Below are 25,781 nucleotides of genomic sequence, written 5' to 3'. Positions count from 1 at the left end.
TTATTTGTTGTTGTCGAGTATTCCCGATGCCTGTAACAATTTGTTGTAGGCCACCAGTGCGTCTGCCCTTGCGAAGGTGTAGTTCAGATGAGCCTGAAGGTTGGCCACATCCGCATCCAGCAGGTCGGTGGTGGTAGCCAGATTGTTATCGTGTTTGTTCTTCGTGATACGGTAATTCTCTTCTGACTGTTCTATTGCCTTAATATAAGTGTCCATTTTTTTCCTGCTCAGGAGGTAGTTTTCGTAAGACCGCACCACATCGAGATGGATAGCGTCTGTGAGATTGGCCTCATTGGCCTGTAGCTGCGCAAGCTGTGCTTTTGCGCTGGCCACCCTGCTACCTGTTTTCCAGAGGGAAGAGAGGTTGTATTTCACGCCCACACCGGCCATTACCGCGTTGGTGATGGTCACTACATTCGGGATGTAGGCGGCCACATAACCACCGGTTACCGCGAGAGAAGGATAATATTCACCTTTCACGCCTTTCACGTTAGCGAAAGCTGCTTTCTCTTTAGCGCCGAGGGAGGCTGCGTCTTTACGGTTCTGGTAAGCCAGTTGTTCAAATTCCGCTACGCCCCTGCCGTCTGTTTTATCATCTGTTTTAAACACGGTGGTGTCCAGTTGCAACGCTGTATTGTCTGGCAGGCCCAGCATGATGTTCATGTTGAGGTTGGCTACTTTCAGGCTGTTCTGAGCGTCCATGAGGGACAGTTCATAATTAGACTGTTGCAGTTCTGCCTTTAAGAGATCGTTGCGTGCCAGCAGGCCGTTCTTTTCCAGATTGGAGAAGTCTTTTACGCGCTGGGTGGACTGTCTCAGGTTTTCCTCCATCAGTTTCACCGCCTGGTTGGCTTTATAAAGGTTGCTGTAAGCGCCGATGGTGTTTTCGATCACATCATCCCGGTCTTTATCAGCGTCCAGTTTAGCTGCCTGTGCGAGGTAGCGGGCCGCTTCTTTGCCGCTTTGTATCATCATACCGGCAAATACGGGGATGGACACATTGGCCATACCATAAGCTGCCTGATCTACTTTCGGTGCTTCCATGCCAGAACCGCCGCCGGGGTTGCTGCCCCCTTTGCCGAGCTTCAGGTCAAGGTTAGGCTGTGTCAGTCGCAGGTAAGAGCCGGAGATGCTTACGTCGGGCAACTGTCTTTCGTTGGCTGTTTTAACGTTAGCGTTGGCCTCTTCGATGCGGGCCTGGCTGGCCTTCAATTGTTTGCTGTTTTGGAGACTCAGCGATATGGCTTCATTTAACGAAAGCGGTTTTACGCTTTGCTGTGCGGATGCTGCCTGAAAAACCAGCGTCAGCACGATTCCGGATGTAAGCGCATATAATCGGTTGTATATGCTTCTAGAATTCATGTGTAAGGATTGCTTTAAACAATTTTTTCAAATGGGTGCTCAATCTGAGCCTTAAATATTCTTTAAACTCCTCGTCGTTCATGTGTGCATTTTCCGGGTACGTCCGTAGCACATGCTGAGCAGGTATGGTCTGATGAATGGTGCCAAACAGGGTTGTCAACAGCATTTCTACGTCCACATCGGTGGTAAAGGTGCCGGCGTCCTGGGCGTTGGTCACGATGGGGCGCATCAGTCCGAGCATCTCCCCTTTCAGCTGCCAGATCAGGTCTCTCACCGGGCTCTGTTCTTTATTGAGCTGTTCCCGGCTCATAATGCATTGAAAGTTTTGCTCATTCAGCATTTTATTGATAAACCTGTCGATCAGGGAGTAAATTTTTTCCAGGGGGGCCATGGTATCGTTCTGTACCAGCTCATTGATGAATGCACGGGACGCATACATGCGATGTCTGAAAACCGCCTCCAGCAACTTATCCTTAGACCCGAAGTAGTAGGATATCATGGCTATGTTCACGTCTGCTTCCTGTGCGATATCCCTTACAGAAGTGCCATGAAAACCTTTTTCTGCAAACAAACGTTCCGCCACCGTGATGATTGAAAGTTGCTTATCGTTATAGTCTTCCATGTTCCCTTTTGTTGTTTTGACGAAGCAAAGTTAAACAAACGTTTAATTAAAACAATCGTTTACTTAAACGTTCATTTAAATTTTTCTTTTTATTATTTTTAATTATTTGATAGATAATATTTTATAAAATCATTTTAAGGAGATTTTAAGGTCGATGATGAATGGGGAGATAAAAGAGGTGAATATTGTATAAGTAACACAAATTGAAAAGCAGAAAGAAAGGGAACATCGAGCGGCTGCATGCGTAGCCGGGACACCGGCAGAACAACAAGGAAACCTCAAAATTTCCTTTGGTTTTTCATAAAGAAATTTTATAATTTAAAGGATACCATTTCTTTAACATTATGGCTAACACTCGCGCTTTTCCTGTCGGCATCATTTTCCTCACCTGGTTGATAGTCGGTACACTGGATTTATTCTCTGCCTGTTTACAGTTTGTACTGGTAACAGGCAAAAGTTTTGTCAACGTGCTGCTATTCGTCGCCAGCGGCGTTTTCGGCACAGCGGCCTTCAGCGGTAATCCTGCCATGCCCTGGTGGGGCGTACTATTTCACTACACCATCGCGCTCGGCTTCACCCTACTGTTTTTCTTTCTGTATCCCCGCATACCGGAGATGCGGAAAATACCTGCCGTGTCCGGACTGATATACGGTATCTTCGTCTGGCTGATCATGAACCTGCTGATATTACCGTTGACCAATATTCCGAAAGGACCGTTTCATCTGGTCAACGTACTGGTGGGCATGACGATCCTGATGGTCGCTATCGGGTTACCGATGGGATTGATGGCGGGGAGATTCTATCAATATAAAAGCGCATCCTGAAAAATAAAAAAGGGCGGGCGTTGTCAATATATAAGCCCGCCCCAGCACATCTCAACAAATTGCAAGATGTTGTACCTGTTTATCAACCGTTAACTTTAAATGATTTTACAGTACAGCAGTTCCGGCCGGCATCCTCGATGTATGCCGGTAATATTTTTTTCATGAAAGCCGGGGAAAGGCAGGGCACTACTGCGGTGATCATGTATGCCCCGATCCGGATTTTCACAGGTAACCTAATTAACAGAACATCTGATTAAAATGTTCGGGAGTTGACTAAATCATGCCTCTGATATCCGTAAATTAGCACCCTGTATGCAGGCAATCGAATTCATACACCAGGAATACTTCACCGGCCAGTACCGGTACATCGGTCCTTCGCCGGACCTGGAGCGGCATGTGGTATACTACTGGCTGCTGGACCTTCGCAGGCCGCTGCCGGAAGATGAAGAGTTCCGTGAACTATTGCTGGCCAACATGAACGCTTCCCTGGTACTGAACATGGGCGCTCCTTTCGATATCTGCAATGCAGCAGGACAACTACTGCATTCCTGTCATCACAGCGAATTGATAGGCTACCAGCCCACACCGGTCACCTATCGCCACTATCCCAATAATTTCCTGGTAGGCATCAAGTTCAAACCTGCCAGCCTGAACTACCTTTTCCATGTAAAAGGCGCCGATATGCAACGGCAAACACTATCGGCCCACGATGTGATGACACACCTGCCGGAACTGGAGTCGGCAGTGTATGAGGCGCCCGATATGCAGGTCATCAAAACCCTGCTGGAAAAGTTCCTGCGCCGGCATACCAGCACCACTACCAACAACCATCGTTTTGATTATGTGCTGCAATCGCTGAACGGCCCCGCCTTACAGCAGTCAGGCTTCCAGCTGAAAAAACTGGCGGATCTGCTCTATATATCTCCCCGTACCCTCGAAAGATACTTCTCCGATTCGCTGAACATCAGCCCCAAAAAATGCCTGGCCATATTACGCTTCCGCCATGCTGCTGCGCAATATGTGCTGCACGGCTACAAAGCCGACTGGGAAGAACTGGGCTATCATGACTTCTCACATTTCCGAAAAGACTGGCATAAATGGTCGGCATAAAACTGTCGTTTTTTTACACCACTTATTCCCTGCCCTCCCGCTAAGTTTGTGACTTCACCAAATGAAGCCGCTCTTATGTTTTCAGATCACCGTCAACGCCTTATCCGGCAACTGCCTGCCGGTGCTGCCGCTCTCCTGACCGCCAACGACGTCATGCCTACCAATGCCGACGGAACCATGCCCTACTATCCCAATGTAAACGTATACTACCTGACGGGCCTCTCCGAGGAAGACGCCATGCTGGCCCTTTTCCCCGGTCATCCCGACCCTGCCATGCGTGAGATACTGTTCATCAAACGGGTAGACCAAATGTTCGTTAAATGGATGGGCAGAAGGGCAGACAAAACTACCGCCTCGGCCATCTCCGGTATCCGCACCGTTTTTTATACCGATGAGTTCTGGGCTGTCATGAAAAGAGTACTGCCGCTGTGCAGCACTATCTATCTGCACACCAATGAACACGCCCGCTCTGAAAACGAAATACAGACAAGGGAAGACAGGTTGCTGCTCTCCTGCAAACAGCACTATCCCCTGCATCGTTATGAACGCCTCTACCCTATCCTCGCCCGACAACGCAATGCTAAAACAGCGGAAGAAATAGCCCTCATACGCAAAGCCAGCGAGATCACGGAAAAAGGCTTCCGGCGTGTATTGCAGACCATCCGCCCGGGACAAACCGGTATGCAGGTGGCCGCCGAAATGATCCATGAGTACATGCAGCATGGCGCCTCATGGGCCTATGAACCCATCGTGGCTTTTGGCACTGATAGCACCATTCTGCACCTCCGTGCCAATGAAAGTACCGGAAAAGACGGGGATGTGGTGCTGATAGATGCCGCAGCCCAATACCGGTACTACAACACCGACCTTACCCGTACCATTCCGGTAAATGGTCGTTTTACACCCCGGCAGAAAGCATACTATAATGCGGTCCTGCGGGTGCACAAACAAGTAGCGCAACAGGTAAAGGCAGGCATCCTTATAAAAGATCTCTGGAAAATCTCCAACAACCTACTGCTCGAAGAGCTGGTAGGACTGGGCCTTTGCACGACTGCCGATATACAAACACATGGCGCGCAGTATTATCTGACCAAACATTGTTATCATAACGTGTCCCATTTCCTCGGACTGGACATACATGATACCGGTTATCATGATGAGCCTATGCCTGTGGGCGCCGTGATCACCAATGAGCCAGGTATTTACCATGAAGAAGAAGGCATCGGGGTGAGAATAGAAAACGACCTGCTGGTCACTGAAAACGGGTTTGAAGACCTGATGAAGACGATACCGAAAGAGGCGGAAGAAATCGAGGAGCTCATGAACAATTAGTCATTTGTTTATTTTGATATTTAGTTATTTATGAGTTTCTGCTATATCAACAGTCCATAAATAACTAAATATCAAAATGACTAAATATCAAAATAACTAAATATCAAAATGACTAAATATCAAAATTATTTGAGGGAGTTGATCCACAGCGCGATCTTAGTCGCATCGGCCTGTGGCACCTGTGGGAACGGAGGCATAGGGGTAGCATAACCTGGCCAGTTTTCCGGTTTCGGATTTTTAATCAGCGCCAGAATTTTGGCAACGGAGTAATTCCTTTTTGCTACTTCCTTAAAGCCCGGACCTACCTGTTTCTTTTCTGCATTGTGGCAGGACGAGCAGGTATATTTATTCAACAGCGGCTGTATCTGTGCGAAGGTAGGCGCTTTGGCTGGTTCGGCTTTGGCAGCAGCTTTCGTAGGTGTTTTCGGTTCTGCTACCGGCGCTTTGGCACTGCTCTTTGTACTTACTTCAGACATCGCCAGTGACGCACCTTCCGGGATATTGTTCAGCGTATAATACACATCCGGATGTACCAGTGAGTAAGATCCTTCCTGAGAACGGATACCATTCAGGGATACTTTATGGATGTAGTAACGGCGTAATCCATTTACAATAATACGGGCGCTCATTCCGTCAGCCGCCACTTTCACGCCTTTAACAGTCAGCTTCTCCGTGTTTACGGTCGGACTGCCATACACCGGATGATACTTGTAGATAAAGCTCTCCACCTGATAAGCGGCAAGATCTTCTGCATATTTTTTATCTACCGGTTGTGTGAAAGTAATCTCAAAACCGTCTGGTCTTGCGCTCACGGTCCTCATTTCAAAAGGCACCCGGTTGTTCCACACCAGTCGTTGCAGGCCCTGGTTGGCATCACCGGCAGAACCCCAGCCACGATTGGTTTCACCCACAAAGAGCGAACCGTCTTTTGCCCATGCCAGGCGCAGTACGCCCGACTGAAAACCGCTTCTGAAATCCCAGGCCGCCCCCTGGTATTCACCGTTCACTTTTTCAAGAAAAACGCGCATGATTTTGCTCTGTCCCTGATCGCCCACCAGTACTTGTTTGGCGAAAGGCCCGAACACTCCTTCCGGAATACTTACCACCTGTGCATTGGAAACGCCCAATACACCATGTGGCAGCCATACTGCAGGCACCTGTACTTCCGGGAAGTATTGTTTCATATCGAACAGCGTTACAAACTTTTCGTTCTCCACGTTTTCCGGTTTGATGGCGCGGTTATTGGCATCTCTGCGGAAACGGGGGTCCACTTTACTATACAGCTGTTCGGTGGTCAGTTTTACCGGCGAATTGGGCAGGTTGGTCCAGCGCAGGCCGGCAGGATGTCCTACGAAGCTGCCTTTTTTTACGTGCACCAATCCTCCGGAACCCATCCAGTCGCCCTGATTTTCCGTATAGAACAGTTCCCCATCGATGATACCCAGGCCGCAGGGAGAACGGAAGCCGGTAGCCCAGGGTTCCATTTTTCCGTCGGGGGTGATGTGCATCATCCAGCCACGCCAGGGAACGCGGCTTTCACCGCGCCACCACTCTTCATCGCCGAAGGCCACGTTGCCGGACACAAAGAAAGAGCCGTCCGGCGCTATCACCGGGCCGAAGCTGTATTCATGATAGTGACCGGATAACGGCCAGGAATATACGGTTTCGAAGCGGTCGATTTTACCGTCCATATTGGTATCCGTCAGTTTGGTCAGTTCACCACGCTGTGCGCAGTAAAGGGAGCCATCTTTCCAGACGAGGCCCAGTACCTCATGAAGGCCGGAAGCTACTTTACGGAAATAAGGCTGGCGGCTGGTCGGGTTCTCTACGATGAAGATATCGCCGCGGCGGGTAGCGATGCCCAGGTCGCCGTTGGGCAACGTGCACAGACCGCCTACTTCCAGCAGGGTACCCTCTGGTGAACTGATACGGGCGATGCGGAAGAAGTCTTCTTCTTTAGGCGACTCCTGTGCCAGTACCGGTTGAATAGCAGTGGTGATCATCAACATACCGGCTGCTATCCCGGTAGTTAATCTTTTATAATTCAGTTTCATAATTTCTTGTGCATATTTCTGCTTAGAAGATAATGGCGTAACCGATGGCTGTTTTTATCGGTACAATCAGTTCCATTTTTCCCTGCTGGTGGCGGATAATTGGTTTCGCGCTGTTGTTGTCCATTTTCACGTACCAGGCTTTGTCGCCTATCACATAGGTACCATCGGCCAACTGAGCGATATTATCGGCAACGGCTATACGGGCATACAGTCCCTCCTGCGCACCGGCTACCTGGAGGCTGCGGTGCAGTCCCGTATTACCGGGTAATACCCGCAGGGTGTCGCTCGCTGCGGTACCATAGATATCGAACCGGAAAGCAGGCAATCCTTCAGGATCGAGGTCGTAACCTTTCGGGCGGTAGCCGGTACCGGTAGTATCTGTAGGCCATTCCGTGTCTGCAGCGGTGAGGCGGGCCAGCGCCATCGCCGGTTTGTTGTCCAGTATACGCACCATGCCCATGGGGCGGGAAGAGCCGTCGCCACGGTCGTGCCACATCGGGGTGGTATTCAGGAATTCGCCGCGCCATGCCTGCACAGGCACGGCATGGTCCATATCATAGGTGTAGTGCACCTTTACGGGGCTGCCTACCGAAACGGCATGTACCACGCGGGGACCGCCTTTCAGGTCCATGAAGCTGCGCAATACGGTGTTCTCCGTAGCAGTGACGAGGATGGGGTCTGTTGGGTCATCTGCCGGTACGTTCAGATCGCTGAGCACGAACTCACGGACAGCGGCCGAGCGGACGCTGAGCGTCAGTGAGGGTTTAGCCCAGTCTACGTTTTTGGCGTAGAGCACTTCTACCGGATAACTGCCGGGTTGCAGTGCGATGCCGCCTTTAGCATCACGGTTGCGGGACCCGTTGAGCACCTGATCGTTGATTTTGATCTGGCCGCCGCCACCGGAGGTATGCAGGTTAAAATTGTAAGTACCCGCAGCTTTCACTTCCAACGTGCTGGTATAGCGCACGAGAAACTCGTTGTCCGGCAAACCGGGAAGGTTGGACGTCAGCTGTGCTGCTTCACCCGTGGTCACGGGTTTGATGGTGTTAAAGTCCGGCGGCTGCTGGAAGGGACCTTTATAGATGGCATAACGCACCGCCTTCAGTTCCGGCCTGGGTGCGTTATAGGATTGCATTTTGATATTGCGGAAGGCCACGGTGCCGTGGTCGCCCTGGATACGCAGCGGTCCTTCGGCTACTTCGTTGTTTTCCATGCCGCCGCGGGTGGGGCCGGAAAGGACTACGTTTTCCTGGATGGTAACGCCGTTGAGTTCTATTCTGAGGATGACCGCATTGGCTGTTTTATTGCCGGCAGCATCGAAGCGGGGAGCCTGAAAAGCGATTTTCAGGTGTTGCCACAGGCCGGGTGCGAGGCTGGCGTTCTGACGGGGAGCATGGCCATCGTAGCCCTGCTGTCCTTCCGGACGGCTATTGTCCCAGCGTTCATAGATACCGCCGTTGTCTGACGGCCGTGGTGAGAGGGCGCCCCAGCTGTCGAGCAGCTGTATTTCGTATCTGCCTTGCAGATAGATACCCGAATTGGATTTGGCAGACACCAGGTAATCCAGCTCCAGGTCCAGGTCACCATGCTGCCAGTCGCTGTACAGGTCCTGCCCGTGTTTTCCCTTCTCCGGCAGGTTAACGAGGATACCGGTGCCACTGGTGGTGGTCAGGGTGTTTTCCTTTTGCAGGTCGGCACTTACGTCACCGGCTATACGCCAGTTAGCAGCCGGCTGCTTAAAACCTGACAGGTCGGTCAGGGGAATAGTCTGCTGGGCCATCAGCTGCTGACTGCAGCCAACACCCATCATGAAGACCAAAGCCTTGCCGGGACTAATGCCCAGCTGTTTCAACTTTGGACGGAACTCATACCATTTGAGCATAGATCTGTTTTGTTTTTTGTTTTGCTAAATGCTTTTAGCAATATGCATCCAATGAAAATAATAGCCGCGATTGTGAAATTTAAAAAGATAGGAAGGGGCATACTACAAACTGACCAAAGTGTATATACCTAACGTGGAAAATATATACAACGCGCGCGCAAGCCGGGTCCCTGCACGATGACAGGAATGGCATTAAATAGCATCCTTCTGATATCCGGTTTCCAAAATAACAACAAAATGGAAATTCTTATTTGCAAAATCGATATAGCACATAAAAAATTACACCAGCGGTAAATGTGAGGAGGTATGTGGCAGGCGATGGTGAAAGTCGGCGCATTTATAGTATATTGTATCATAAAATTTACCTTGGCCAGATAGCACCAACACTCGTAAACCCGGACACAAACCTTAACACAGACCCAAATGAACTACACTTTCTTTCTCAGACTAGTGCTCGTTATTATTGGCACCTCTTCCGCCTCTTTAGTGTACGGCCGGCAGCATGCCCCCGTAGATACCTCAACATTGGTACATCCTGGTGATCAGGCGCCGGCAGTTTCCTTCGAAACAGCACCCGGTAAAACGAACACCTTCGCGGATTACAAAGGAAAAATAGTTTTCATTAATTTCTTTGCTACCTGGTGCGGCCCCTGCCGGGCCGAAATGCCAGCGCTGAATGAAAAAGTATGGATGGCCCACAAAGACGACGCCCGTTTTGTATTCCTGGCTTTTGGCAGGGAGCATAACTGGAAGGAAGTAAACGAATTCAAAGATAAAATAAAGGTTGACTTTCCGCTGTTGCCGGACATCAACAGAAATGTTTTCGGAAAATTTGCCACGGCATACATTCCCCGTAATATAATTCTTGATGAAAACGGAAAAGTAATCTGGGAATCTTCGGGGTACAATGAGGAAGAATTTAAAAAGATGCTCCAGCTTCTCCAGGAAAAACTACAGAACAAAACACAACCCGCGTCCTAGACATTTTCTTTTAAAAATACCATAATCACATCTGAACAAGATTAAAAAAAAAGATGGCTGTCTCCCCGGCAATCTGTTATACCGGCAGACTGCCATAAAATCGCCGTAACCCTGTGACCCGGTTTCTTTTGACCTCCATGTAGATAGTAATTTGTTCACCTAAAACCACTATTCTATGGGAATTATTGCTTTTATGCTGGCCTCAACGGCACAGGCACCCTGGATAGTTTTGAATTGTCGTCTCAGGACGAGTAGGTGGAAGTGACCTTCTTTCGCAGTACTCAACAGGGCAGCCAGATACGCAGGATTAAAATTGATGGAGGAATAACCGCGTGTAATAAATAACAAAGGGGATGATCCAAAAACGATTAGCCCCTTTGCCATAGTTATATTCAAATCGCTTACAACCGCAGCCCGAATTTCTCCAATGCCGCCACGGTGGTATCATATGCCTGATGGCAGATACCATTGATGCCAAGCCCGTTGGCCACGTCCACAAACATGGAGCGGTCTTCCAGGTATACCACCTCCTCTGCCGCCACCTGCGCAATATCCAGGGCGATGCGGTAAATATCCGCATCTGGTTTACGGTAATGTACGAAGCAGGAAGAGATATAAAAGTCCACAAATTTGGAGATGCCGAAATAATGGATGCGATGTGTATTGAGCTCCCGCCCTTCGTTGTTGACGATCGCAATTTTCAGCTTGTACTTTTCTTTCAGCCGTGTTACCAGCTCGATCATCTCCGGATAAGGGGCTGACTGCGCGAACATAAAGTCGCGGAATTCCTGGCGGGTAAAAGAGCGGTCTTCATAAAACACCACCCTGTTGAGATATTCGTCGAGCGTCAGTTTACCTACCTCATAGGTGTCAAACGTGAGGTGATGCCGTTCTTCCGTTTCCGCTGCGTCCAGCTTAAAAGTTTCCACGGCCAGTTTGCGCGCTTTGCGGTCCCACCCGTTGGTCAGCAGTACGCCGCCAATATCGAGGAATAATGTGGTAATTGGTGATTGGTTCTCCATCGGAATGAGTAAATTAGCATTCAATTTACTCATTTTTTCATTTTGATATTTTGTTATTTGTGACTTCCTGAAACAGCTATCCTACTCAGTCATCAATATCAAATGGAAAAATAAAAAAATAAACAATGCATATACGGAAAGCCGATGTCAGCGATATACCGGCCCTGCGTGACCTCTTCCAGAGCACTATCCGGGCGGTGAACAGCAAAGACTATAACCCTGAACAGATAGCAGCGTGGGCCGGCCGTGGCGATCGTCTTTCTTCTCTGGAGAAACGCATCAACACCCAGTATTTTTATGTGGCGGAGACGCCGGAAAAAATCATTGCCGGCTTTGCTTCCCTCGAAGAAGACGGTGAGTTTGACATGATGTTCGTGCACAAGGATTTTCAGCGGCAGGGAGTGGCCACTTTACTGGCGGAACAGATTATCCGTAAAGCGAAGGCGTTAGCGCTGCCGTCAGTAACAGCCTATGTGAGTATTACAGCGAAGCCTTTTTTCGAAAGAATGGGGTTCAATGTGGTACAGGCGCAAACAGTAGATATTGATGGAGTAACGCTTAACAACTATAAAATGAATTTAGAGATTTCCTGATTTTCGATGTTGGGGATGTACGACTTGATGAAACAGCTGTCTTAACATGCCTTCCGTCCCCAACATCGAAAATCAAAAAATTTCTACGTCCGTAAATCATTTTTTTAATTCCTGTATATAACCGTTAAAAGTGATTGGCTGACGGTTGTTGCTGGTCACCTGTACGGTAGCATAGCCACTGCTGGTAATGGTAACGTTGATATTCTGTATATCCTTGTCACTTGGTTTGATGTTGACATCCCAACCATCCTTTTTGCGGGGATTGGAAGTATATTGGAAGTCTTTGGTCTTAAAATCCAGCGGTGACTTGGTAGCGCCATACGGAGCGGAATAGGCCCTGCCGAAATAAGGCAGATAACTAACGATCGAGTCCGGGGTAACGACCATATTAAAATCCGGGGTGATCTGTCTGACGCGGCCACTCATGGGAGACACGCTCTGCGGGATGAACACGTAGGTTTTACTGTCTACCATCGCCTTCACCGCGGCTTCTTTGGCAGCTTCTCTTGCGGCTTTTTTTGTTTGAGCGTATCCACCGGTAAAGAGGAAGAAGGAAAGAGCGAGGAAGAACAATGCTTTTACTGCAAATGAACTTTTCATAATATAAAGATTTACATACTATAATATACGAATATCATACCAGATCATATACTATAAAACCCGGAACCATGCCCAACCCTTACATCTCGTTGTTAAAGACCGCCTGGAAATATGCGCGAAAAGAACGTAAAAAATATGTTCTGGTATACCTGCTGTTTATACTGGCCAATGTTTGTTTCTCACTGAACCCCTTGTTATTCGGCTGGTTCGTGGGCCGGGTGCAGCAGGACACTGCCAACCTGCCCCGATACACCCTGCTGTTTGCCGGTGGGTACCTGGGACTGAAGCTATTGGAATGGGCCTTTCACGGGCCGGCGCGGGTAATGGAGCAGGGACTGTCTTTCCGCCTGAGCCGCAACTTCTTACAGGAACGTTATCATCAGGCGCTGCACCTGCCGGTGAAATGGCATCAGGACAATCACAGCGGCAGTGTCATTAACCGCATCCGCAAAGGATATGAGGCCCTGAAGGAATTTTTCTCCCGCGGGTTTATGTATCTCCATGCGCTCTCCAAGCTGATTTTTTCGCTGGCGGCCATGTTGTACTTCTCTCCGGTCTTCGGCGCTATCGGCGTGGTGATGGGTATTGGCTGCGTCTATTTCCTGATGCTGTTCGACAAACCTTATATCCGTACGCTGGAAGAAATCAATGAAGGGGAGCACGTGGTTTCCGCCACACTGTTCGACAGCCTTTCCAATATCATGACCGTGATCACGCTCCGGCTGGAGAAAAGCATGGAGAGCGGCCTGCTGGGAAAGATCGCGCGGATATGGCGTCCTTTCCGGAAAAACACCATTATCAACGAATGGAAATGGTTTGTCGCAGAAATGATGATCACCCTGATATATTGTGTGATCACCATCGGCTATGTGTTCCAGCACTGGGTACCGGGAGAATTGTTTTATGTGGCCGGACTGGTGACCTTACTGGGTTATGTGAACCAGTTCACCAGCGTATTCCAGGATGTGGCGTGGCAATACACGGATATTGTACAGTACAATACCTCCGTGGAAACGGCCACCAATATCAGCGATGCTTACCAGGAGCATCACCGGGCCGATGCAGCGCCCGAACTGCCGGCCAACTGGCAGACCATTGATATCAGCCAGCTTAATTTCTCGCATCTGTCATCCTATGATGAAGGCCATGCCCCGCAAAGCCTGCATCAGCTACAGGTACAGATAGGCCGGGGTAAAAAGATAGCGCTCATCGGAGAGAGTGGCAGCGGTAAAAGCACCCTGCTGGCCATACTGAGAGGCCTATACGAACCAGAGGAAGGCACCAAAGTGACGGTCAACGGAGAGGCGTACCCGTTAGCCACGGTCCATGAAAGCGTGACCCTGTTCCCGCAGGAGCCGGAAATTTTCGAAAACACCATCGCGTATAATGTGACGCTGGGACTTCCGTTTACCCATGAAGAGATCATGGAGGTCTGCGAAGCCGCGCATTTTTCTGAAGTGGTGGCACTGCTGCCTGGCGGCCTGGAGTCCGATATCCGGGAGAAGGGCGTGAACCTCTCCGGCGGACAGAAACAACGCCTGGCGCTGGCGCGTGGGATCCTTGCGGCACGCGACAGCGATGTTATCCTGCTGGACGAGCCTACCAGCAGCGTAGACCCGAAAACAGAAGCCATGATTTACAGCAAGATGTTCCAGACTTTCGCTGACAAAGCGATCGTGTCTGCCATGCATCGCCTGCACCTGCTGCCGCAATTCGATCACATCTATGTACTGCAGCAGGGCCGTGTGGTGGCCGCCGGTAATTTCAGGGAACTGCGCGATCATAGTCCTGTTTTTCAGGAGTTATGGAAGCATCAGGAAAACAAATAAATTTTTTAACTAATATTTATTATCATTGCAGCCGTTTTTTCATCCTATGCAGGTTCTCTCCCAGCCTATCTATCACCCTATGAGAACATATGCAGGAAATTTCGCTGTACGACTTAAAACGCCAACTGAGGACAAGCGAGAACCCGGACGAAGTGATCACCTTATTGAGACGACATTTGCAGTCCTTCAACCGGCGGGAACTGTCAGAGCTGTTATGCGAACTATTGGAGTATCAGGAAATTTTTTTTGAAGCCGCAGAGCTGTTGATTGAAGAAGGCGGCGCGGACATCCACTACAAAAAGGAAGACATGATCCCGATCATCTTCTGTGCCGTGGGGGCCAACAAACCCATGGCGGTGGAGTATGCGCTGAAAAAAGGCGCCACGCTGCACATAGACAGCCCGGATTACCTGTATGCTATTGCGTATATCTTTCAGCAGCACCGGTTGACCGCCATCACCGACATGCTGCTCATTTTGATCCGGCACAATATCCATTTCGATTTTGTGCTGGACAGCCTGGACACGCCACTGTCACTGGCCACGCGGCACAACAGCAACCGGGAGGTGATCGCATTTCTGTTGGCAGAAAATGTACGCAAGTATGTATATGATGAAAACGGGCTGACAGCCATACATTATGTGCCTTTCGCCAAAGCGCCCAACCTGTATAAAATCATGATCACCGGTATGGCAGACATACAGGTAAAAACAAAATTCGCCACCAGTCTGGAACCCGTGGCCGAGGTGGTGATTAAAATCAGCGAGCACAGTACATTTGAAGAGTACATTTACGAATCGCTCAATGCTTTTCTGGTGAACCGGCACCGGATGTACGACGATATTTTTGAAAAATACTATTACCGGCTGCATATGATCGCCGAGCACATTTCTCAGATACGGATGAAATATGGGGAAGCGGGGTGAAGGTTTTGTATATTCAATTAATATTGTATATTGTTAGTATACACCATTTCCCAAAATCCTAAAAAGACCAAAATGCTTGCAATGCTGACTTTCCTCGCCGCCGCGTTTTTCGTGGCCCATGTCGGACTTCTCTTTACCTCCTTTGGAAAAAAAGGTTTCCAGAAAAAAAAATACCTGTGGTCACATATCACTTTGTGGATCACGGGTGTGCTGGCCTGTATCATTACCCTGCTGTTTGCAGGCAAATCTGTTTCGGGTGTGATCGATCTGTTTGACACGCCGATGAAGTCATCTTTATTGATCGTCTTGTCATTGGTATTGTCACTGGTAGCGCATACCATTGTGAAAACGATGATATTGCCCAAATACCAATAATCCATGACGAATGACGAATGACGAATAAAGGGTTTCCTATTGGAGAGATTACTAAGCAACGTCCCGTAAAACAGCTCTCCATTCGTCATTCGTCATTCGTCATTCGTCATTCGTAATTCGTAATTATTGATTGATTACCAGTCCCTGGTTAGGTACATACTTATCATATTCCATCACACGGGCTACGCGGAGCGCTTCTGCTTCGCCTTTTAGTTTGGCCACGATGTGCAGCGCGCCATCTATACCGGCGGAGATGCCTGCAGTAGTGATGATCCGGCCATTGTCTACATAGCGGACATTGTCCAGGACTTTGGTACGGGGCAGTTTTTTACGCAGGTTGTCAATCTGGTCGTGATAGGTGGTAGCCGTCTGATTGTCGAGCAGGCCGGCATTACCGAGGATGAAAGCGCCGGTGCATACGGAGAAATAGCGGGACGTGTTTTTGTCGCGGGATTTGATCCATGCCATCACTTCGGGGTCTTGCGCAGTAGGCCCGGCATTGCCGCCAAAAACAGCGAGCATGTCAGCCGGCGGCGCGTCTGCCAGACTGTAGTCGGGCAGTACTTTGAGCACCCCCTGAGCGATGACCGGTTTCTTTTCCTTCGCTACCGTAAACACCTCGAAACCAGCATCTGTGAACACTTCCAGCGGTCCTGCAAAGTCGAGGATTTCGATGTCATCGTACAGGAGGAAACAAACGCTCATGCGTTTTTCAATCGTATCTTTTTTTATGAGTTCCATACCACAATGCGGACATTTTCCGGGTTTATGAAAGATGATAGTGTCACAGGGACCGCAGGGAGGACAGACATATTTAGCCTGACCCTGCGCAAAAAGCAGGCATGGCGCCAGCAGGAGCATTAACAGCAACTGTTTCATGAATAAAGATTTATATCACAAAGCTAGGACGCGGGGGGTATCAAATCGGGACAAGGAGGCTACAGATCAGGCCACTTCGATGGATTTTTTAGGCTGGATCAATCGACGGAGTTGATTAGGGCTTTTAAAGCCGCATTCTTTGGCGACCCAGGCTACTTTTTGGCCAGACTTTAACAATAGCATGGCTTTCTCTTTCCGCAGTTTCTGGATATAATCGCCGATAGTGGTGCCGGTGGCCGATTTAAACAGGCGGGTAAGATTACGGGGACTGATAAAAACCTGCTCTGCCAGCTCCTCAATCGTCATTTTTTGATGGAGATGAGAGACGATATAGTCCTGTACCGCATGTATCTGATGATTTATATGCTGTCTGTTTTGCAGAAAGATGCTATCTTGCGGAGAGGAACCATCACGACGCATGGGCACAACCAGTACTTTTGCCAACAGGCTGGCAAATGCTATACCATGACGTTCTTCAATGAGAGCCAGGGCCATGTCAATACCGGTAGCGATACCGGCACTTGTGTAGATACGGCCGCTTTTTACAAATAATCTGTTTTCCACCACCTTCAGGCGCGGAAATTGCTGTTGTAAAGAAGTTGTTTGAGCCCAGTGGGTAGTACATTGCTGCCCGTCGAGCAAACCGGCAGCGGCCAGCGCAAAGGCCGCAGTACAAACAGAACAGATGGTAGCGCCGCTGGCAGCAGCGGCCTGTAACCAGGGAAGCCACAAGGCGTCATCCGCCCGGTCCCACCGCCTCAGGTCCATTCCGGCAATGATCAGGATATCTTCCTTTGTCACCGTCACGGAAGAAGGCGGATCTACTGAAGCAAAACCTAAACCGGAAGAACTGCCAGGTTGTGGATAAGGTGAAACATACCGCAGATCATAGGATTGGCCACAACAAATGGCCTCCACAAATACGGTCACAGCACCCGCCAGATCCAGCAGGTGTACCCCGTCGAAAAGAAAAAATATGACACGATTGGGTATCATCTGACGAAATTAGTATATTATTGACAAAAAGTTACGAGAGGTAATATGAACAGGAAAGATGTCTGGAGATACAAATCTCTGGAACAATTAGAAAACAAACGTTGGGAACCCGCTACAGAAGATTCCATGGTCACTAAAAGGTGCATCGCCCTCAGCAAAGTACCCGTCATTAAGTTAACAGCCAGCGACCTAAGGGTATTGATAGGCCAAGCCTTTAATCCAAATTATCTGGTACCCCTGGCCATCGAAAAACTGAAGGACGATCTGTTCGTTGAAGCAGACCTGTATCCGGGCGATCTGTTAAAAAATGTGCTGGACGTACCCCCGCCATTCTGGGAAGAACATCAGGAACTGCATTCCGACCTGAAACAAATGATTCAGTCTCGTGCGGTGGAAGTAGCATCTGAGATAGATTTACCCGGTTATTGGCAATCGTAAGCCGGCAGTTCTACAGGAAAAGATCATCCCTCAAAATCGAAAAGTGATAACTGTGGATTAACAGGCTTATCCGAAACAGGACCCGCTTCTCCGAAATTAGACAACGTTATACCCAACAAACGTATCTGCTTATCTTCCGGCCCGGTAGCTGCCAACAACTGTTTGGCCGTGTGTAGTATTGTGTCCAGGTCTCCTACCGGATAAGGGAAAGACTGATTACGGGTGATCTGCTTAAAATCGCTGTACTTGATCTTCAGCGTAATGGTACGCCCTTTCAAACTGTAGCGCTCCAATCTGCCGTAAACAGTGCGGGCTATTTTATCCAGCTCCGCATGCATGTCTTCCAGGACCGTCAGGTCTTCGGGAAAGGTATCTTCTGCGCCCAATGATTTGGTCTCGCGGTGCGGCTGCACCGCCCGGTTGTCTATTCCCCGCACGATCTGATAGTAGAAAGCACCTACCTTACCGAAATACTGCTTCAGCTCCTGCTCTGTCAACCTCTTCAGATCACCACCCGTGAAAAGCCCCATCCGCTTCATTTTATCAGCGGTCACTTTACCTACGCCGTGAAATTTTTCTACGGGCAGCTGCTCCATAAAAGCTTCAATGGCCGACGGACCAATAAACGTGAAGCCGTCCGGCTTGTTCAGGTCGGAAGCGATCTTAGCCACAAACTTATTGACAGAAATACCGGCGGAAGCCGTCAGCTGTAATTCCTCCCGGATAGCCATTTTGATCTGCCGTGCAATATCAATGGCAGAGCCGATGTTCAGCTTATCTTCCGTCACATCCAGATACGCTTCATCCAGTGATAACGGCTCTATTAGATCTGTATATCGTGCAAAAATTTCCCGTATCCTGCGGGACACTTCCTTATACGCATCAAAACGGGGACGAACAAAAATAAGCTGCGGATATAACTGCAACGCTCTTCTGGAAGACATGGCCGACCGGATGCCATATTTCCGCGCTTCATAACTGGCCGTTGCCACCACACCCCTCCCCTCCGGAGATCCACCTACCGCAATAGCTTTGCCGCGGTATTGCGGATTGTCACGCTGCTCTACCGACGCATAAAATGCGTCCATATCGATGTGAATAATCTTTCGTTGTATGTTGTTTTCGGTCTGTTCCATTTGTTCTCCTGCAGGCCACGTAAAGATACGACAAAACAGGCTGCTGAACCGTTTCAGCAGCCTGTTATTCAGCAAGGTTATCCGTATATTTTAAAACATCGGCGGCGGTGCGTTCAGATCATCGTCCAGGAAACTTTTCACCATCGGCATCCACAGGTTGGCGTGGGTCATCATGCCGATATGCGTGGTGCCGGGCAAGATGGCCAGCCGCGACTGAGGCAGCCCGTGGATATCCCCCATTTTCCCGCCACCTTTGGCACGGAACAGCTCCAGCGCATGCTCATACCGCACCCCATCGGCATCGCCAATGGCCATGAATATAGGCGCCTTGATGTTCTTTACTTCTTTGGACCAATCGTAAGGCACTGCGTCAATGCTCAGCACCTTTTTGATGTAGGCAGGAAACTGCGTCGAATCATTGCCATAGCGGAGGTATTCTTTTTCTATCGGCGAGCCTTTGAACATCTCTGCGTTCATGGTAGCGAAGCTGGCCTCTACATCAGGCCACCAGCCGTTATGCGCGTAAGTCCCGGATAAAATCACCAGCCTGCGCAATTGCTCCGGATGGCGTACAGCAAACTGAAAAGCGATGCCGCCGCCCATACTATATCCCAGTACGTCCGCACTGTCTACTTTTAAATGTTTCAGCAGTCCGGACACATCATCGGCCATCGCTTCATAGCTGAACTTGCGCGGAATATCTTTTGTACGGCCATGCCCCTGCATTTCAGCGACAATTATTTTGCGGTCTTTCGCTAAAACAGGAATAACCTGCGCCCAGTTTAGCGGAATATTCATAAACGAGCCGTGCAACAGCACCAGCGGTTTACCACTGCCATATACCTCATAATACATCTTTAATCCGTCGACATCTGCATAGCCGCTCTCTGCCGGCTTCAGGCTGTCTTTGGCAACAGTATCTTTCGTTGTGTCATTAGTGGCTGGGTGATCTTTCGGCGGCTGTTGGCAGGCCATGAACAATATCGCTACAAGCGAAAAAAAGGTTATCAGGTACTTCATATGATATCTGTTTTATGATGACACAAATGTCTATTACAATCTCCTTTTGTGTGCTGTATGTATGCGACTTTCTAGCGGGTCAAATGCGACCTGTATCATTTGAAATGCGTAATTTTAAGGGATGGTCAAAGTAGAAACACTGGAAATTTTTTACAGGGATAAAATCGGACGGACACCCGAAAACCTCCGCCACGGGGCAGGACATTTTGATATATTCAAAACAGACTACACCAGCGGCCTCCCCCTGCCCAGCCCCGAAGCATACAGACGAAGGGACTTCTACAAGATCAGCCTCTCACGCGGTAAAAGCGAAGTTCAGTTTGCCGATAAAACTATTCAGATCAAAAAACAGGCGCTCCTGTTCCTGAATCCGCAGATACCCTGCAGCGCTGATCAGTCACAGGTAAATAACCGCTTTTGTGTCGTCTTTAATCAGCATTTTTTTCATCGTTTCGGTCAGTTGTATGAGTACCCGGTTTACCAGCCGGGAGGCACGTCTATATTTGAGTTGACAGATGAACAGGTAAGTCAGGCAGAACATATCTTTCAGCGCATGCTGGAAGAAAAAGCCTCCGATTATGTTTACAAAAATGATGTACTGAGGAACCTCACCCTGGAATTAATTCATTTTGCGTTAAAGACACAGCTCAGTGCTGCCACACAGCTCAAACCTCCGCACAACGCGGCCGAGCGGATTGCCGCGCTTTTTACCGCGCTGCTGGAACAACACTATGCCATTAATGACACCACGCAGCAGGTTACCCTTCGCTCCGCGGCCGACTTTGCCCGGCATATGAATATTCATGTCAATCACCTCAACCGCGCGCTGAAGGCGGCCACAGGCAACACCACTTCCCACATCATTGCAGCCCGTTGCCTGCGCGAGGCTAAATCGCTGCTGAAACAAAGCAGCTGGAGTATTGCCGAAATTGCCTACGCCCTGGGTTTCCTGGAGCCTACCCACTTCAATGCCTTTTTCAAAAAACAAACCGGCACCTCTCCGCAGAAATTCAGGAATGTTTGAATTTTAACATAGATGGTTTGTTTTTTGTTTTTTCCCCGCCTGCCGGCAGATGACCTTTGCTTATCGAAAAATCGAAAAGCATGAAAACAAGAAAATTAAGAGACCTCGAAGTATCGGCCATCGGTTACGGATGTATGGGATTAAGCATGGGATATGGCGCCGCACCGGACAAAGCGGAATCTATCCGGCTGCTGCGGCATGCCTACGATATCGGCTATACGTTTTTTGACACTGCCGAAAGATACGCCATGGGCGCGAACGAAATGCTGATAGGAGAAGCATTGGAGGGTATCCGGAACAATGTTGTGCTCGCCACAAAGTTCCTGATAGAAAAGAGCGACATCGGTGATTATTCCAGGGAAAATCTGTTCCGTCATATCAAAGGGAAACTGGAAGGGTCTCTCGGCAGGTTACGCACCGATCATGTGGAGCTTTATTATCAGCACCGTGTCAACAAAGACATACCCGTGGAAGACATCGCCTGGGTGATGGGAGAACTGATCCGGGAAGGCAAAATACGCGGCTGGGGCCAGTCACAGGCCACTGCGGAGGAGATCAAAAGAGCGCATGCCGTTACCCCCCTCACCGCCGTACAAAGTGAATATTCCATCATGGAACGACAATTTGAAGCTGACGTCATCCCCGTCTGCGAAGCACTCCACATCGGCTTCGTTCCTTTCTCCCCGCTGGCCAACGGCTTTCTCTCCGGCAAAATCAATGCAGACACCACCTTCAAAGGCATCGATGCGCGGAGGGTGATCACGCGTTTCGACAAAGACAACATCAAAGCCAATCAACCGCTGCTGGACCTGCTGCATCAGTTTGCACAAACGAAAAACGCCACGCCGGCGCAGATTTCACTGGCCTGGATGCTACATAAGAAAGATTTTATCGTGCCTATTCCCGGCTCACGCCACCGGGAAAGGATACACGAAAATTTTGTCGCCTCCGATATAGTTCTTACGCAGGAAGAGTTTACAGCGATTGAAACCGCACTATCAACCGTGCAGATACATGGTAACCGTAGCGATGAAGACCTTGCCAAACTTCGAACACTGACTGCCGATTGAATGTTCCTGCTACTTCTTATATTTAGGTATGAATTTTAATGTTGATAAATTTATTCATACAGGCACTTTCCTGGGCAAAGCTATTGATGCCGATTGGCTCCAAAAACATTGTGATGACATCTTCGGAGAAGATATACTGATGTATTATTTTTACCAGGATGGTCTTGCCATATCATTTGTTTTTGATGGACCGAAGAAGCGGCTGTTGGCCGAGCAGGCAGAAATACCACGCACGCCTGATTCAAATGAATTTACCAGCTATGATAAATTTGTTCATAAATACGATGCTTTAATAACTGATATTTACAGGGACCAAACAGAAACGGTGGTGTTTATGAAAAATGGGGTGAATGCTCATTTTAATCACCTATTAACGAAAATAACTTCAAAGAGTGATGCCGCCAGAAAATTAGTTGTCAGCATCATGAATAAAATCAGATAATAAGTCCGGAGCCGTCCCGGCATAACCGACACAAAAAAAGAAGAGCGTGTCTCAAAGTATTTTTGAGACACGCTCTTCTTCTTTCTAAGGAAATGATCAGATAACCGGTTTTATCCAGAAACTGTATTCCTGATTGCGGAACGGTATGCGGTATTCTTCCAGTGGCCATGAGCCCCAGCTGTCGATCCCCTGTACGCCGGACTGCTGCAGATCGATGTGCATATAGATTTCCGGTCTGGCTACCAGTTCTCCGGAATGGTACTGTTTTTTATCTGCTTCCGGATCAAGGTCGTCCAGGCTGTAAGGCAGCGCGGAGAAATTGAGCAGGCTGTCAGCGTATTCAAAGCGGAGACCTTTGCCTTTTTTGTTGGTCATGGTCACCCAGCGCACATCTGATTTGTTGCCGCTTTCCTGTGGCCTTGCATACGGGAAATACTGTTGTTCCACCGACTGATGATAGATGCCGATGAAAGAAGCTGTTTTTCTGTCCCAATAGTTTTCCCATGGGCCGCGGCCGTAGAAATCGATCTGGTTGAACTGTTGTTGCAGTGGCAGATCGTTACCCATGCGCAGGAGCAGTTCGTGTTTGCCTTTTACGGCAGCGAAGCCGTTGGTTATTTTCAGGCTGCCATCGCCGTGTACCGCGATCGTTTGTGTCACGATCGCATCTCCCTCCACGATCTCTTTTTTCATCACTACTTCGTAGCCGTTGGCGGTTTTGTTGACCGTTGCTTCCAGTAATTTACCGTCGGCGTAGGCGTTGCGCCATTTGCGTAAGGAGTGATTAAAGCGGGCGCCGATGTCGTTATCTGTAGGTGCGCGCCAGAAAGCGGGTTGCAAGCTGCCTTTCAGCAGGTCTTCCCCTTTCAGTTCGTATTTTTCCAGCGAGCCTTGTTGCAGGTTGAAGCTTACGGAGAAGCCGCTGCCTTTGATCACCGCATGACCAGCGTCCTGTTGCAGCGTCAGCTGTCCTGGTTTGATGACTGCCGGTGCTACAGCAGCGCCTTTGCCCCAGGCAAATTGTTCGGCCGCTATTTCAAATCCGGCAGGCAGGAAAGGCTCCTGTTGTTTCAGGACATAACGCACATTAAGGTAGTACTCTTTGCCTGCGCGCACGGTGCTTTTCACCGGCAGCGGGATAGTCGCTGTTTGCTGTGGCGCTACTGACAACTCCTTCACCGTACCTTTTTCAATGATCTTACCATCTTCGAGCAGTTCCCAGTTGAGTTGGTAGTTGGCCAGATCACGGAAGAAATAACCGTTGCGTACGGTTACGGCGTTATTGCCATTGTAGCTGCTTTTGATGTGTTGGTATACTTTTTTCACTTCTATCGCCATTGGCGTAAGGCCACGATGCGCCGTCACCACGCCTTTCACGCAGAAGTTGTTATCACTGAAAGTCTCGTTCACCGGGCCGCTCAGCGGGAAGTCGCCACCGTAGGCGAGTATCCGTTTACCATTTTTCACGGTATCGATGCCCTGATCTATCCACTCCCAGATGAAGCCGCCCTGCAGGAAAGGATGATTTTCGATAGCGGTCCAGTATTCCTGGAAGTTGCCGAGGCTGTTGCCCATGATATGCGCATATTCGCTCATGATCATCGGACGGTCGGGATGGTGGCTGGCGTATTTCACGAGCCATTCCGGGTCCGGGTATTGCGGTACGATAATGTCGGTGTTATAATCCATTTCCGCGCGCTCATATTGTACGGGGCGGGTATCGTGTGCTTTGAGCCAGTCGTAGGCTTCGTAGAAATTGGTGCCGTTGCCCGCTTCGTTGCCCAGCGACCAGGTTACTACGCTGGGATGGTTTTTATCGCGCTCGTACATGCGTAGCACTCTTTCCAGGTGCGGCATACGCCACTGTTTGTCGTTGGCCAGCGTATAGGCGAGATCGTAGTAACGACCATGTGACTCGATATTGGCTTCATCGATCACGTACAGCCCGTACTCATCGCAGAGTTCCATCCAGTAAGGGTCCGGAGGGTAGTGTGAATGCCGTACCGCGTTCACATTGAGCTGTTTCATCATCTCCATGTCTTTACGCATATCTTCACGGGTAAGCGTGTGGCCTTGTGTAGCGTTGTGTTCGTGGCGGTTTACGCCTTTGAGGAACACTCTTTTTCCGTTGACCAGAAAATTACGGTCTTTCAGTTCGATGCTACGGAAACCGATGCGTTGTGGTACTACTTCCAGCACTTCACCGGCTTTGTTTTTCAGCGTCAGGTAGAGTGTATAGAGATAAGGTTTTTCGGCCGACCAGCTTTGCACGTTCGGCACTTCCTGATGAAACTGTACGCTGGTTTTATAGTTGCCCAGCACCGGTTTCAGCCCGCTGCTTTCTTCTTTGAGCACGGTTTTACCGGCTGCGTCCACCAGTTCCATGGCTACCGCAAAGGTGTCCGGTTTACTGTGGTTTGTTCGCTTATCTATTCTGTAATTGCTGACTTCCAGGTTGATGTCCAGGACACCGTTGGTGTAAGACTTGTCCAGTGACGCGGCGATTTTAAAATCGCGCATATCCAGCCTGGGCGTGGCATACAGGAATACCTCACGTTCGATGCCGGAGATGCGCCACATGTCCTGGCATTCCAGGTAAGAGCCATCGCTCCAGCGATATACCTGTAATGCGACCACGTTCTGACCGGGTTTCACAAAACGGGTAATATCAAATTCAGCAGCCAGTTTACTGTCTTCACTATAGCCTACTTTTTCTCCGTTGATCCAGATATAAAAGGCAGACTTCACGGCGCCGAGGTGAATAAATACCTGTTTGCCGTCCCAGTCTTTCGGCAGGTCAAATTTTTTCCGGTAAGATCCTACCGGGTTATTATCTTCCGGAATATCGTAAGGTGGTTTTAAGGCTGCCCCCATTTTAGCCCGGCCGGTAAACTCATACGGGTGGTTGACGTAGATAGGCAGGCCATAACCGTTTACTTCCCAGTTGGCGGGCACTTTAAAATTGTCCCATCCGCTGTCGTTGAAGTCTGGTTTGTAGAAGTCGACCGGACGTTTACGCGGGTCCTGTACCCAGTTAAATTTCCAGGTACCATTGAGCGAGAGGAAATTGCCGGATTTGGCTTTATCACGCTGGCCGGCCAATGCTTTGTTTTCAAAGGCAAAGGCGGAAGCCCGCATGGGCAGGCGGTTTACGGACACTACTTCCGGTGTCTGTAATTCAGACGGCAGCTCTTGCGCCCACCCTGCCGTGGCGGCAGCGGTAAGCGCCAGGGTAAGTAATCTTTTTTTCATTGTTCTGTGCTA

General features: G+C 49.3%; 23 protein-coding genes. 12 read left to right on the top strand and 11 right to left on the bottom strand.

All coding sequences use genetic code 11. From position 1 onward, the window contains the following. The gene (locus ICL55_RS00280) at positions 1 to 1,362 is read right to left on the bottom strand and encodes a TolC family protein (RefSeq protein WP_188094052.1); all 1,362 of its coding nucleotides are present in this window, start codon (positions 1,360 to 1,362) and stop codon (positions 1 to 3) included. After that, positions 1,352 to 1,984: a TetR/AcrR family transcriptional regulator gene (locus ICL55_RS35360; RefSeq protein ID WP_188094051.1), complete on the bottom strand. Its 633-nt coding sequence runs from the start codon at positions 1,982 to 1,984 to the stop codon at positions 1,352 to 1,354. Before ICL55_RS35360 ends, ICL55_RS00280 begins: the two co-directional genes overlap by 11 nt. Positions 1,985 to 2,328: 344 nt before the next feature. Here ICL55_RS35360 and ICL55_RS00270 point away from each other — a divergent pair, with 344 nt between their 5' ends. The 3 genes from ICL55_RS00270 (at position 2,329) to ICL55_RS00260 (ending at position 5,250) form a co-directional block, all read left to right on the top strand. Continuing rightward, complete coding sequence (locus tag ICL55_RS00270; protein ID WP_188094050.1) at positions 2,329 to 2,808, top strand: hypothetical protein; 480 nt, start codon at positions 2,329 to 2,331, stop codon at positions 2,806 to 2,808. A gap of 312 nt (positions 2,809 to 3,120) precedes the next feature. Then, positions 3,121 to 3,918 (top strand): AraC family transcriptional regulator, encoded by a 798-nt coding sequence (locus tag ICL55_RS00265; protein ID WP_188094049.1) that lies wholly within the window; start codon positions 3,121 to 3,123, stop codon positions 3,916 to 3,918. Between the two features lie 75 nt (positions 3,919 to 3,993). Beyond that, on the top strand, positions 3,994 to 5,250 hold the full coding sequence (locus ICL55_RS00260; RefSeq protein ID WP_188094048.1) for an aminopeptidase P family protein: 1,257 nt from the start codon (positions 3,994 to 3,996) through the stop codon (positions 5,248 to 5,250). Positions 5,251 to 5,375: 125 nt separating this feature from the next. On the opposite strand, the gene ICL55_RS00255 is transcribed toward ICL55_RS00260, so the two are convergent. Together ICL55_RS00255 and ICL55_RS00250 are read right to left on the bottom strand one after the other, a co-directional pair. After that, the gene (locus ICL55_RS00255; protein ID WP_223151241.1) at positions 5,376 to 7,304 is read right to left on the bottom strand and encodes a hypothetical protein; all 1,929 of its coding nucleotides are present in this window, start codon (positions 7,302 to 7,304) and stop codon (positions 5,376 to 5,378) included. Between the two features lie 22 nt (positions 7,305 to 7,326). Beyond that, positions 7,327 to 9,186: a 3-keto-disaccharide hydrolase gene (locus ICL55_RS00250; protein ID WP_188094047.1), complete on the bottom strand. Its 1,860-nt coding sequence runs from the start codon at positions 9,184 to 9,186 to the stop codon at positions 7,327 to 7,329. A gap of 423 nt (positions 9,187 to 9,609) precedes the next feature. On the opposite strand from ICL55_RS00250, the gene ICL55_RS00245 reads away from it, so the two are divergent. After that, complete coding sequence (locus ICL55_RS00245) at positions 9,610 to 10,167, top strand: TlpA family protein disulfide reductase (protein ID WP_188094046.1); 558 nt, start codon at positions 9,610 to 9,612, stop codon at positions 10,165 to 10,167. 401 nt (positions 10,168 to 10,568) lie between these two features. On the opposite strand, the gene ICL55_RS00240 is transcribed toward ICL55_RS00245, so the two are convergent. Further along, a complete protein-coding gene (locus ICL55_RS00240) occupies positions 10,569 to 11,222 on the bottom strand; it encodes an HAD family hydrolase (RefSeq protein ID WP_246496129.1) in 654 nt (217 codons plus the stop codon). A 92-nt stretch (positions 11,223 to 11,314) separates the two neighbouring features. On the opposite strand from ICL55_RS00240, the gene ICL55_RS00235 reads away from it, so the two are divergent. After that, positions 11,315 to 11,782, top strand: coding sequence for a GNAT family N-acetyltransferase (locus ICL55_RS00235; RefSeq protein ID WP_188094045.1), 468 nt, complete (start codon positions 11,315 to 11,317; stop codon positions 11,780 to 11,782). Between the two features lie 96 nt (positions 11,783 to 11,878). On the opposite strand, the gene ICL55_RS00230 is transcribed toward ICL55_RS00235, so the two are convergent. Next, positions 11,879 to 12,382 carry a DUF4251 domain-containing protein gene (locus ICL55_RS00230; protein WP_188094044.1) on the bottom strand — a complete coding sequence of 168 codons (504 nt, stop codon included), beginning with the start codon at positions 12,380 to 12,382 and terminating at the stop codon, positions 11,879 to 11,881. A gap of 68 nt (positions 12,383 to 12,450) precedes the next feature. Between ICL55_RS00230 and ICL55_RS00225 the strand changes: the two genes are divergently transcribed. From ICL55_RS00225 to ICL55_RS00215, 3 genes are all read left to right on the top strand, one after another. After that, positions 12,451 to 14,211, top strand: a complete 1,761-nt coding sequence (locus ICL55_RS00225) for an ABC transporter ATP-binding protein (RefSeq protein ID WP_188094043.1) — start codon at positions 12,451 to 12,453, stop codon at positions 14,209 to 14,211. Between the two features lie 89 nt (positions 14,212 to 14,300). Beyond that, positions 14,301 to 15,137 (top strand): ankyrin repeat domain-containing protein, encoded by an 837-nt coding sequence (locus tag ICL55_RS00220; protein WP_188094042.1) that lies wholly within the window; start codon positions 14,301 to 14,303, stop codon positions 15,135 to 15,137. A 72-nt stretch (positions 15,138 to 15,209) separates the two neighbouring features. Then, a complete protein-coding gene (locus ICL55_RS00215) occupies positions 15,210 to 15,512 on the top strand; it encodes a hypothetical protein (RefSeq protein WP_188094041.1) in 303 nt (100 codons plus the stop codon). A gap of 123 nt (positions 15,513 to 15,635) precedes the next feature. Here the strand turns inward: ICL55_RS00215 and ICL55_RS00210 are convergent, their stop codons facing one another. Further along, positions 15,636 to 16,391, bottom strand: coding sequence for a DJ-1/PfpI family protein (locus tag ICL55_RS00210; protein WP_223151239.1), 756 nt, complete (start codon positions 16,389 to 16,391; stop codon positions 15,636 to 15,638). Positions 16,392 to 16,457: 66 nt separating this feature from the next. Beyond that, entirely contained in the window at positions 16,458 to 17,387 is a 930-nt protein-coding gene (locus ICL55_RS00205; protein ID WP_188094039.1) for a GlxA family transcriptional regulator, read from the bottom strand. 45 nt (positions 17,388 to 17,432) lie between these two features. Here ICL55_RS00205 and ICL55_RS00200 point away from each other — a divergent pair, with 45 nt between their 5' ends. After that, on the top strand, positions 17,433 to 17,825 hold the full coding sequence (locus ICL55_RS00200) for a contact-dependent growth inhibition system immunity protein (protein ID WP_188094038.1): 393 nt from the start codon (positions 17,433 to 17,435) through the stop codon (positions 17,823 to 17,825). Between the two features lie 23 nt (positions 17,826 to 17,848). Here the strand turns inward: ICL55_RS00200 and dinB are convergent, their stop codons facing one another. Continuing rightward, entirely contained in the window at positions 17,849 to 19,036 is a 1,188-nt protein-coding gene (gene dinB, locus ICL55_RS00195; RefSeq protein WP_246496128.1) for a DNA polymerase IV, read from the bottom strand. A 15-nt stretch (positions 19,037 to 19,051) separates the two neighbouring features. Further along, the gene (locus ICL55_RS00190; protein ID WP_223151237.1) at positions 19,052 to 19,981 is read right to left on the bottom strand and encodes an alpha/beta fold hydrolase; all 930 of its coding nucleotides are present in this window, start codon (positions 19,979 to 19,981) and stop codon (positions 19,052 to 19,054) included. 121 nt (positions 19,982 to 20,102) lie between these two features. Between ICL55_RS00190 and ICL55_RS00185 the strand changes: the two genes are divergently transcribed. The 3 genes from ICL55_RS00185 (at position 20,103) to ICL55_RS00175 (ending at position 22,517) form a co-directional block, all read left to right on the top strand. Beyond that, positions 20,103 to 21,005, top strand: coding sequence for a helix-turn-helix domain-containing protein (locus ICL55_RS00185; protein ID WP_188094037.1), 903 nt, complete (start codon positions 20,103 to 20,105; stop codon positions 21,003 to 21,005). Positions 21,006 to 21,085: 80 nt separating this feature from the next. Then, positions 21,086 to 22,075: an aldo/keto reductase gene (locus tag ICL55_RS00180; protein ID WP_188094036.1), complete on the top strand. Its 990-nt coding sequence runs from the start codon at positions 21,086 to 21,088 to the stop codon at positions 22,073 to 22,075. A gap of 28 nt (positions 22,076 to 22,103) precedes the next feature. Continuing rightward, positions 22,104 to 22,517 (top strand): hypothetical protein, encoded by a 414-nt coding sequence (locus tag ICL55_RS00175; RefSeq protein WP_188094035.1) that lies wholly within the window; start codon positions 22,104 to 22,106, stop codon positions 22,515 to 22,517. A gap of 96 nt (positions 22,518 to 22,613) precedes the next feature. Here the strand turns inward: ICL55_RS00175 and lacZ are convergent, their stop codons facing one another. Beyond that, entirely contained in the window at positions 22,614 to 25,769 is a 3,156-nt protein-coding gene (gene lacZ / locus ICL55_RS00170; protein WP_188094034.1) for a beta-galactosidase, LacZ type, read from the bottom strand. Positions 25,770 to 25,781: the final 12 nt, after the last annotated feature.

The organism is Chitinophaga varians (assembly GCF_014529945.1).
Taxonomy (GTDB): Bacteria; Bacteroidota; Bacteroidia; order Chitinophagales; family Chitinophagaceae; genus Chitinophaga; species Chitinophaga varians.
The sequence above is the reverse complement of the archived record's forward strand: the minus strand, read 5'-3'. Positions and strand labels throughout refer to the sequence as shown.

Bases quoted from the DNA above. Each gene is read 5' to 3' on its own strand.
- ICL55_RS00280 (WP_188094052.1), bottom strand. From the start codon at position 1,362: ATGAATTCTAGAAGCATATACAACCGATTATATGCGCTTACATCCGGA.
- ICL55_RS35360 (WP_188094051.1), bottom strand. From the start codon at position 1,984: ATGGAAGACTATAACGATAAGCAACTTTCAATCATCACGGTGGCGGAA.
- ICL55_RS00270 (WP_188094050.1), top strand. From the start codon at position 2,329: ATGGCTAACACTCGCGCTTTTCCTGTCGGCATCATTTTCCTCACCTGG.
- ICL55_RS00265 (WP_188094049.1), top strand. From the start codon at position 3,121: ATGCAGGCAATCGAATTCATACACCAGGAATACTTCACCGGCCAGTAC.
- ICL55_RS00260 (WP_188094048.1), top strand. From the start codon at position 3,994: ATGTTTTCAGATCACCGTCAACGCCTTATCCGGCAACTGCCTGCCGGT.
- ICL55_RS00255 (WP_223151241.1), bottom strand. From the start codon at position 7,304: ATGAAACTGAATTATAAAAGATTAACTACCGGGATAGCAGCCGGTATG.
- ICL55_RS00250 (WP_188094047.1), bottom strand. From the start codon at position 9,186: ATGCTCAAATGGTATGAGTTCCGTCCAAAGTTGAAACAGCTGGGCATT.
- ICL55_RS00245 (WP_188094046.1), top strand. From the start codon at position 9,610: ATGAACTACACTTTCTTTCTCAGACTAGTGCTCGTTATTATTGGCACC.
- ICL55_RS00240 (WP_246496129.1), bottom strand. From the start codon at position 11,222: ATGAGTAAATTGAATGCTAATTTACTCATTCCGATGGAGAACCAATCA.
- ICL55_RS00235 (WP_188094045.1), top strand. From the start codon at position 11,315: ATGCATATACGGAAAGCCGATGTCAGCGATATACCGGCCCTGCGTGAC.
- ICL55_RS00230 (WP_188094044.1), bottom strand. From the start codon at position 12,382: ATGAAAAGTTCATTTGCAGTAAAAGCATTGTTCTTCCTCGCTCTTTCC.
- ICL55_RS00225 (WP_188094043.1), top strand. From the start codon at position 12,451: ATGCCCAACCCTTACATCTCGTTGTTAAAGACCGCCTGGAAATATGCG.
- ICL55_RS00220 (WP_188094042.1), top strand. From the start codon at position 14,301: ATGCAGGAAATTTCGCTGTACGACTTAAAACGCCAACTGAGGACAAGC.
- ICL55_RS00215 (WP_188094041.1), top strand. From the start codon at position 15,210: ATGCTTGCAATGCTGACTTTCCTCGCCGCCGCGTTTTTCGTGGCCCAT.
- ICL55_RS00210 (WP_223151239.1), bottom strand. From the start codon at position 16,391: ATGAAACAGTTGCTGTTAATGCTCCTGCTGGCGCCATGCCTGCTTTTT.
- ICL55_RS00205 (WP_188094039.1), bottom strand. From the start codon at position 17,387: ATGATACCCAATCGTGTCATATTTTTTCTTTTCGACGGGGTACACCTG.
- ICL55_RS00200 (WP_188094038.1), top strand. From the start codon at position 17,433: ATGAACAGGAAAGATGTCTGGAGATACAAATCTCTGGAACAATTAGAA.
- ICL55_RS00190 (WP_223151237.1), bottom strand. From the start codon at position 19,981: ATGAAGTACCTGATAACCTTTTTTTCGCTTGTAGCGATATTGTTCATG.
- ICL55_RS00185 (WP_188094037.1), top strand. From the start codon at position 20,103: ATGGTCAAAGTAGAAACACTGGAAATTTTTTACAGGGATAAAATCGGA.
- ICL55_RS00180 (WP_188094036.1), top strand. From the start codon at position 21,086: ATGAAAACAAGAAAATTAAGAGACCTCGAAGTATCGGCCATCGGTTAC.
- ICL55_RS00175 (WP_188094035.1), top strand. From the start codon at position 22,104: ATGAATTTTAATGTTGATAAATTTATTCATACAGGCACTTTCCTGGGC.
- lacZ (WP_188094034.1), bottom strand. From the start codon at position 25,769: ATGAAAAAAAGATTACTTACCCTGGCGCTTACCGCTGCCGCCACGGCA.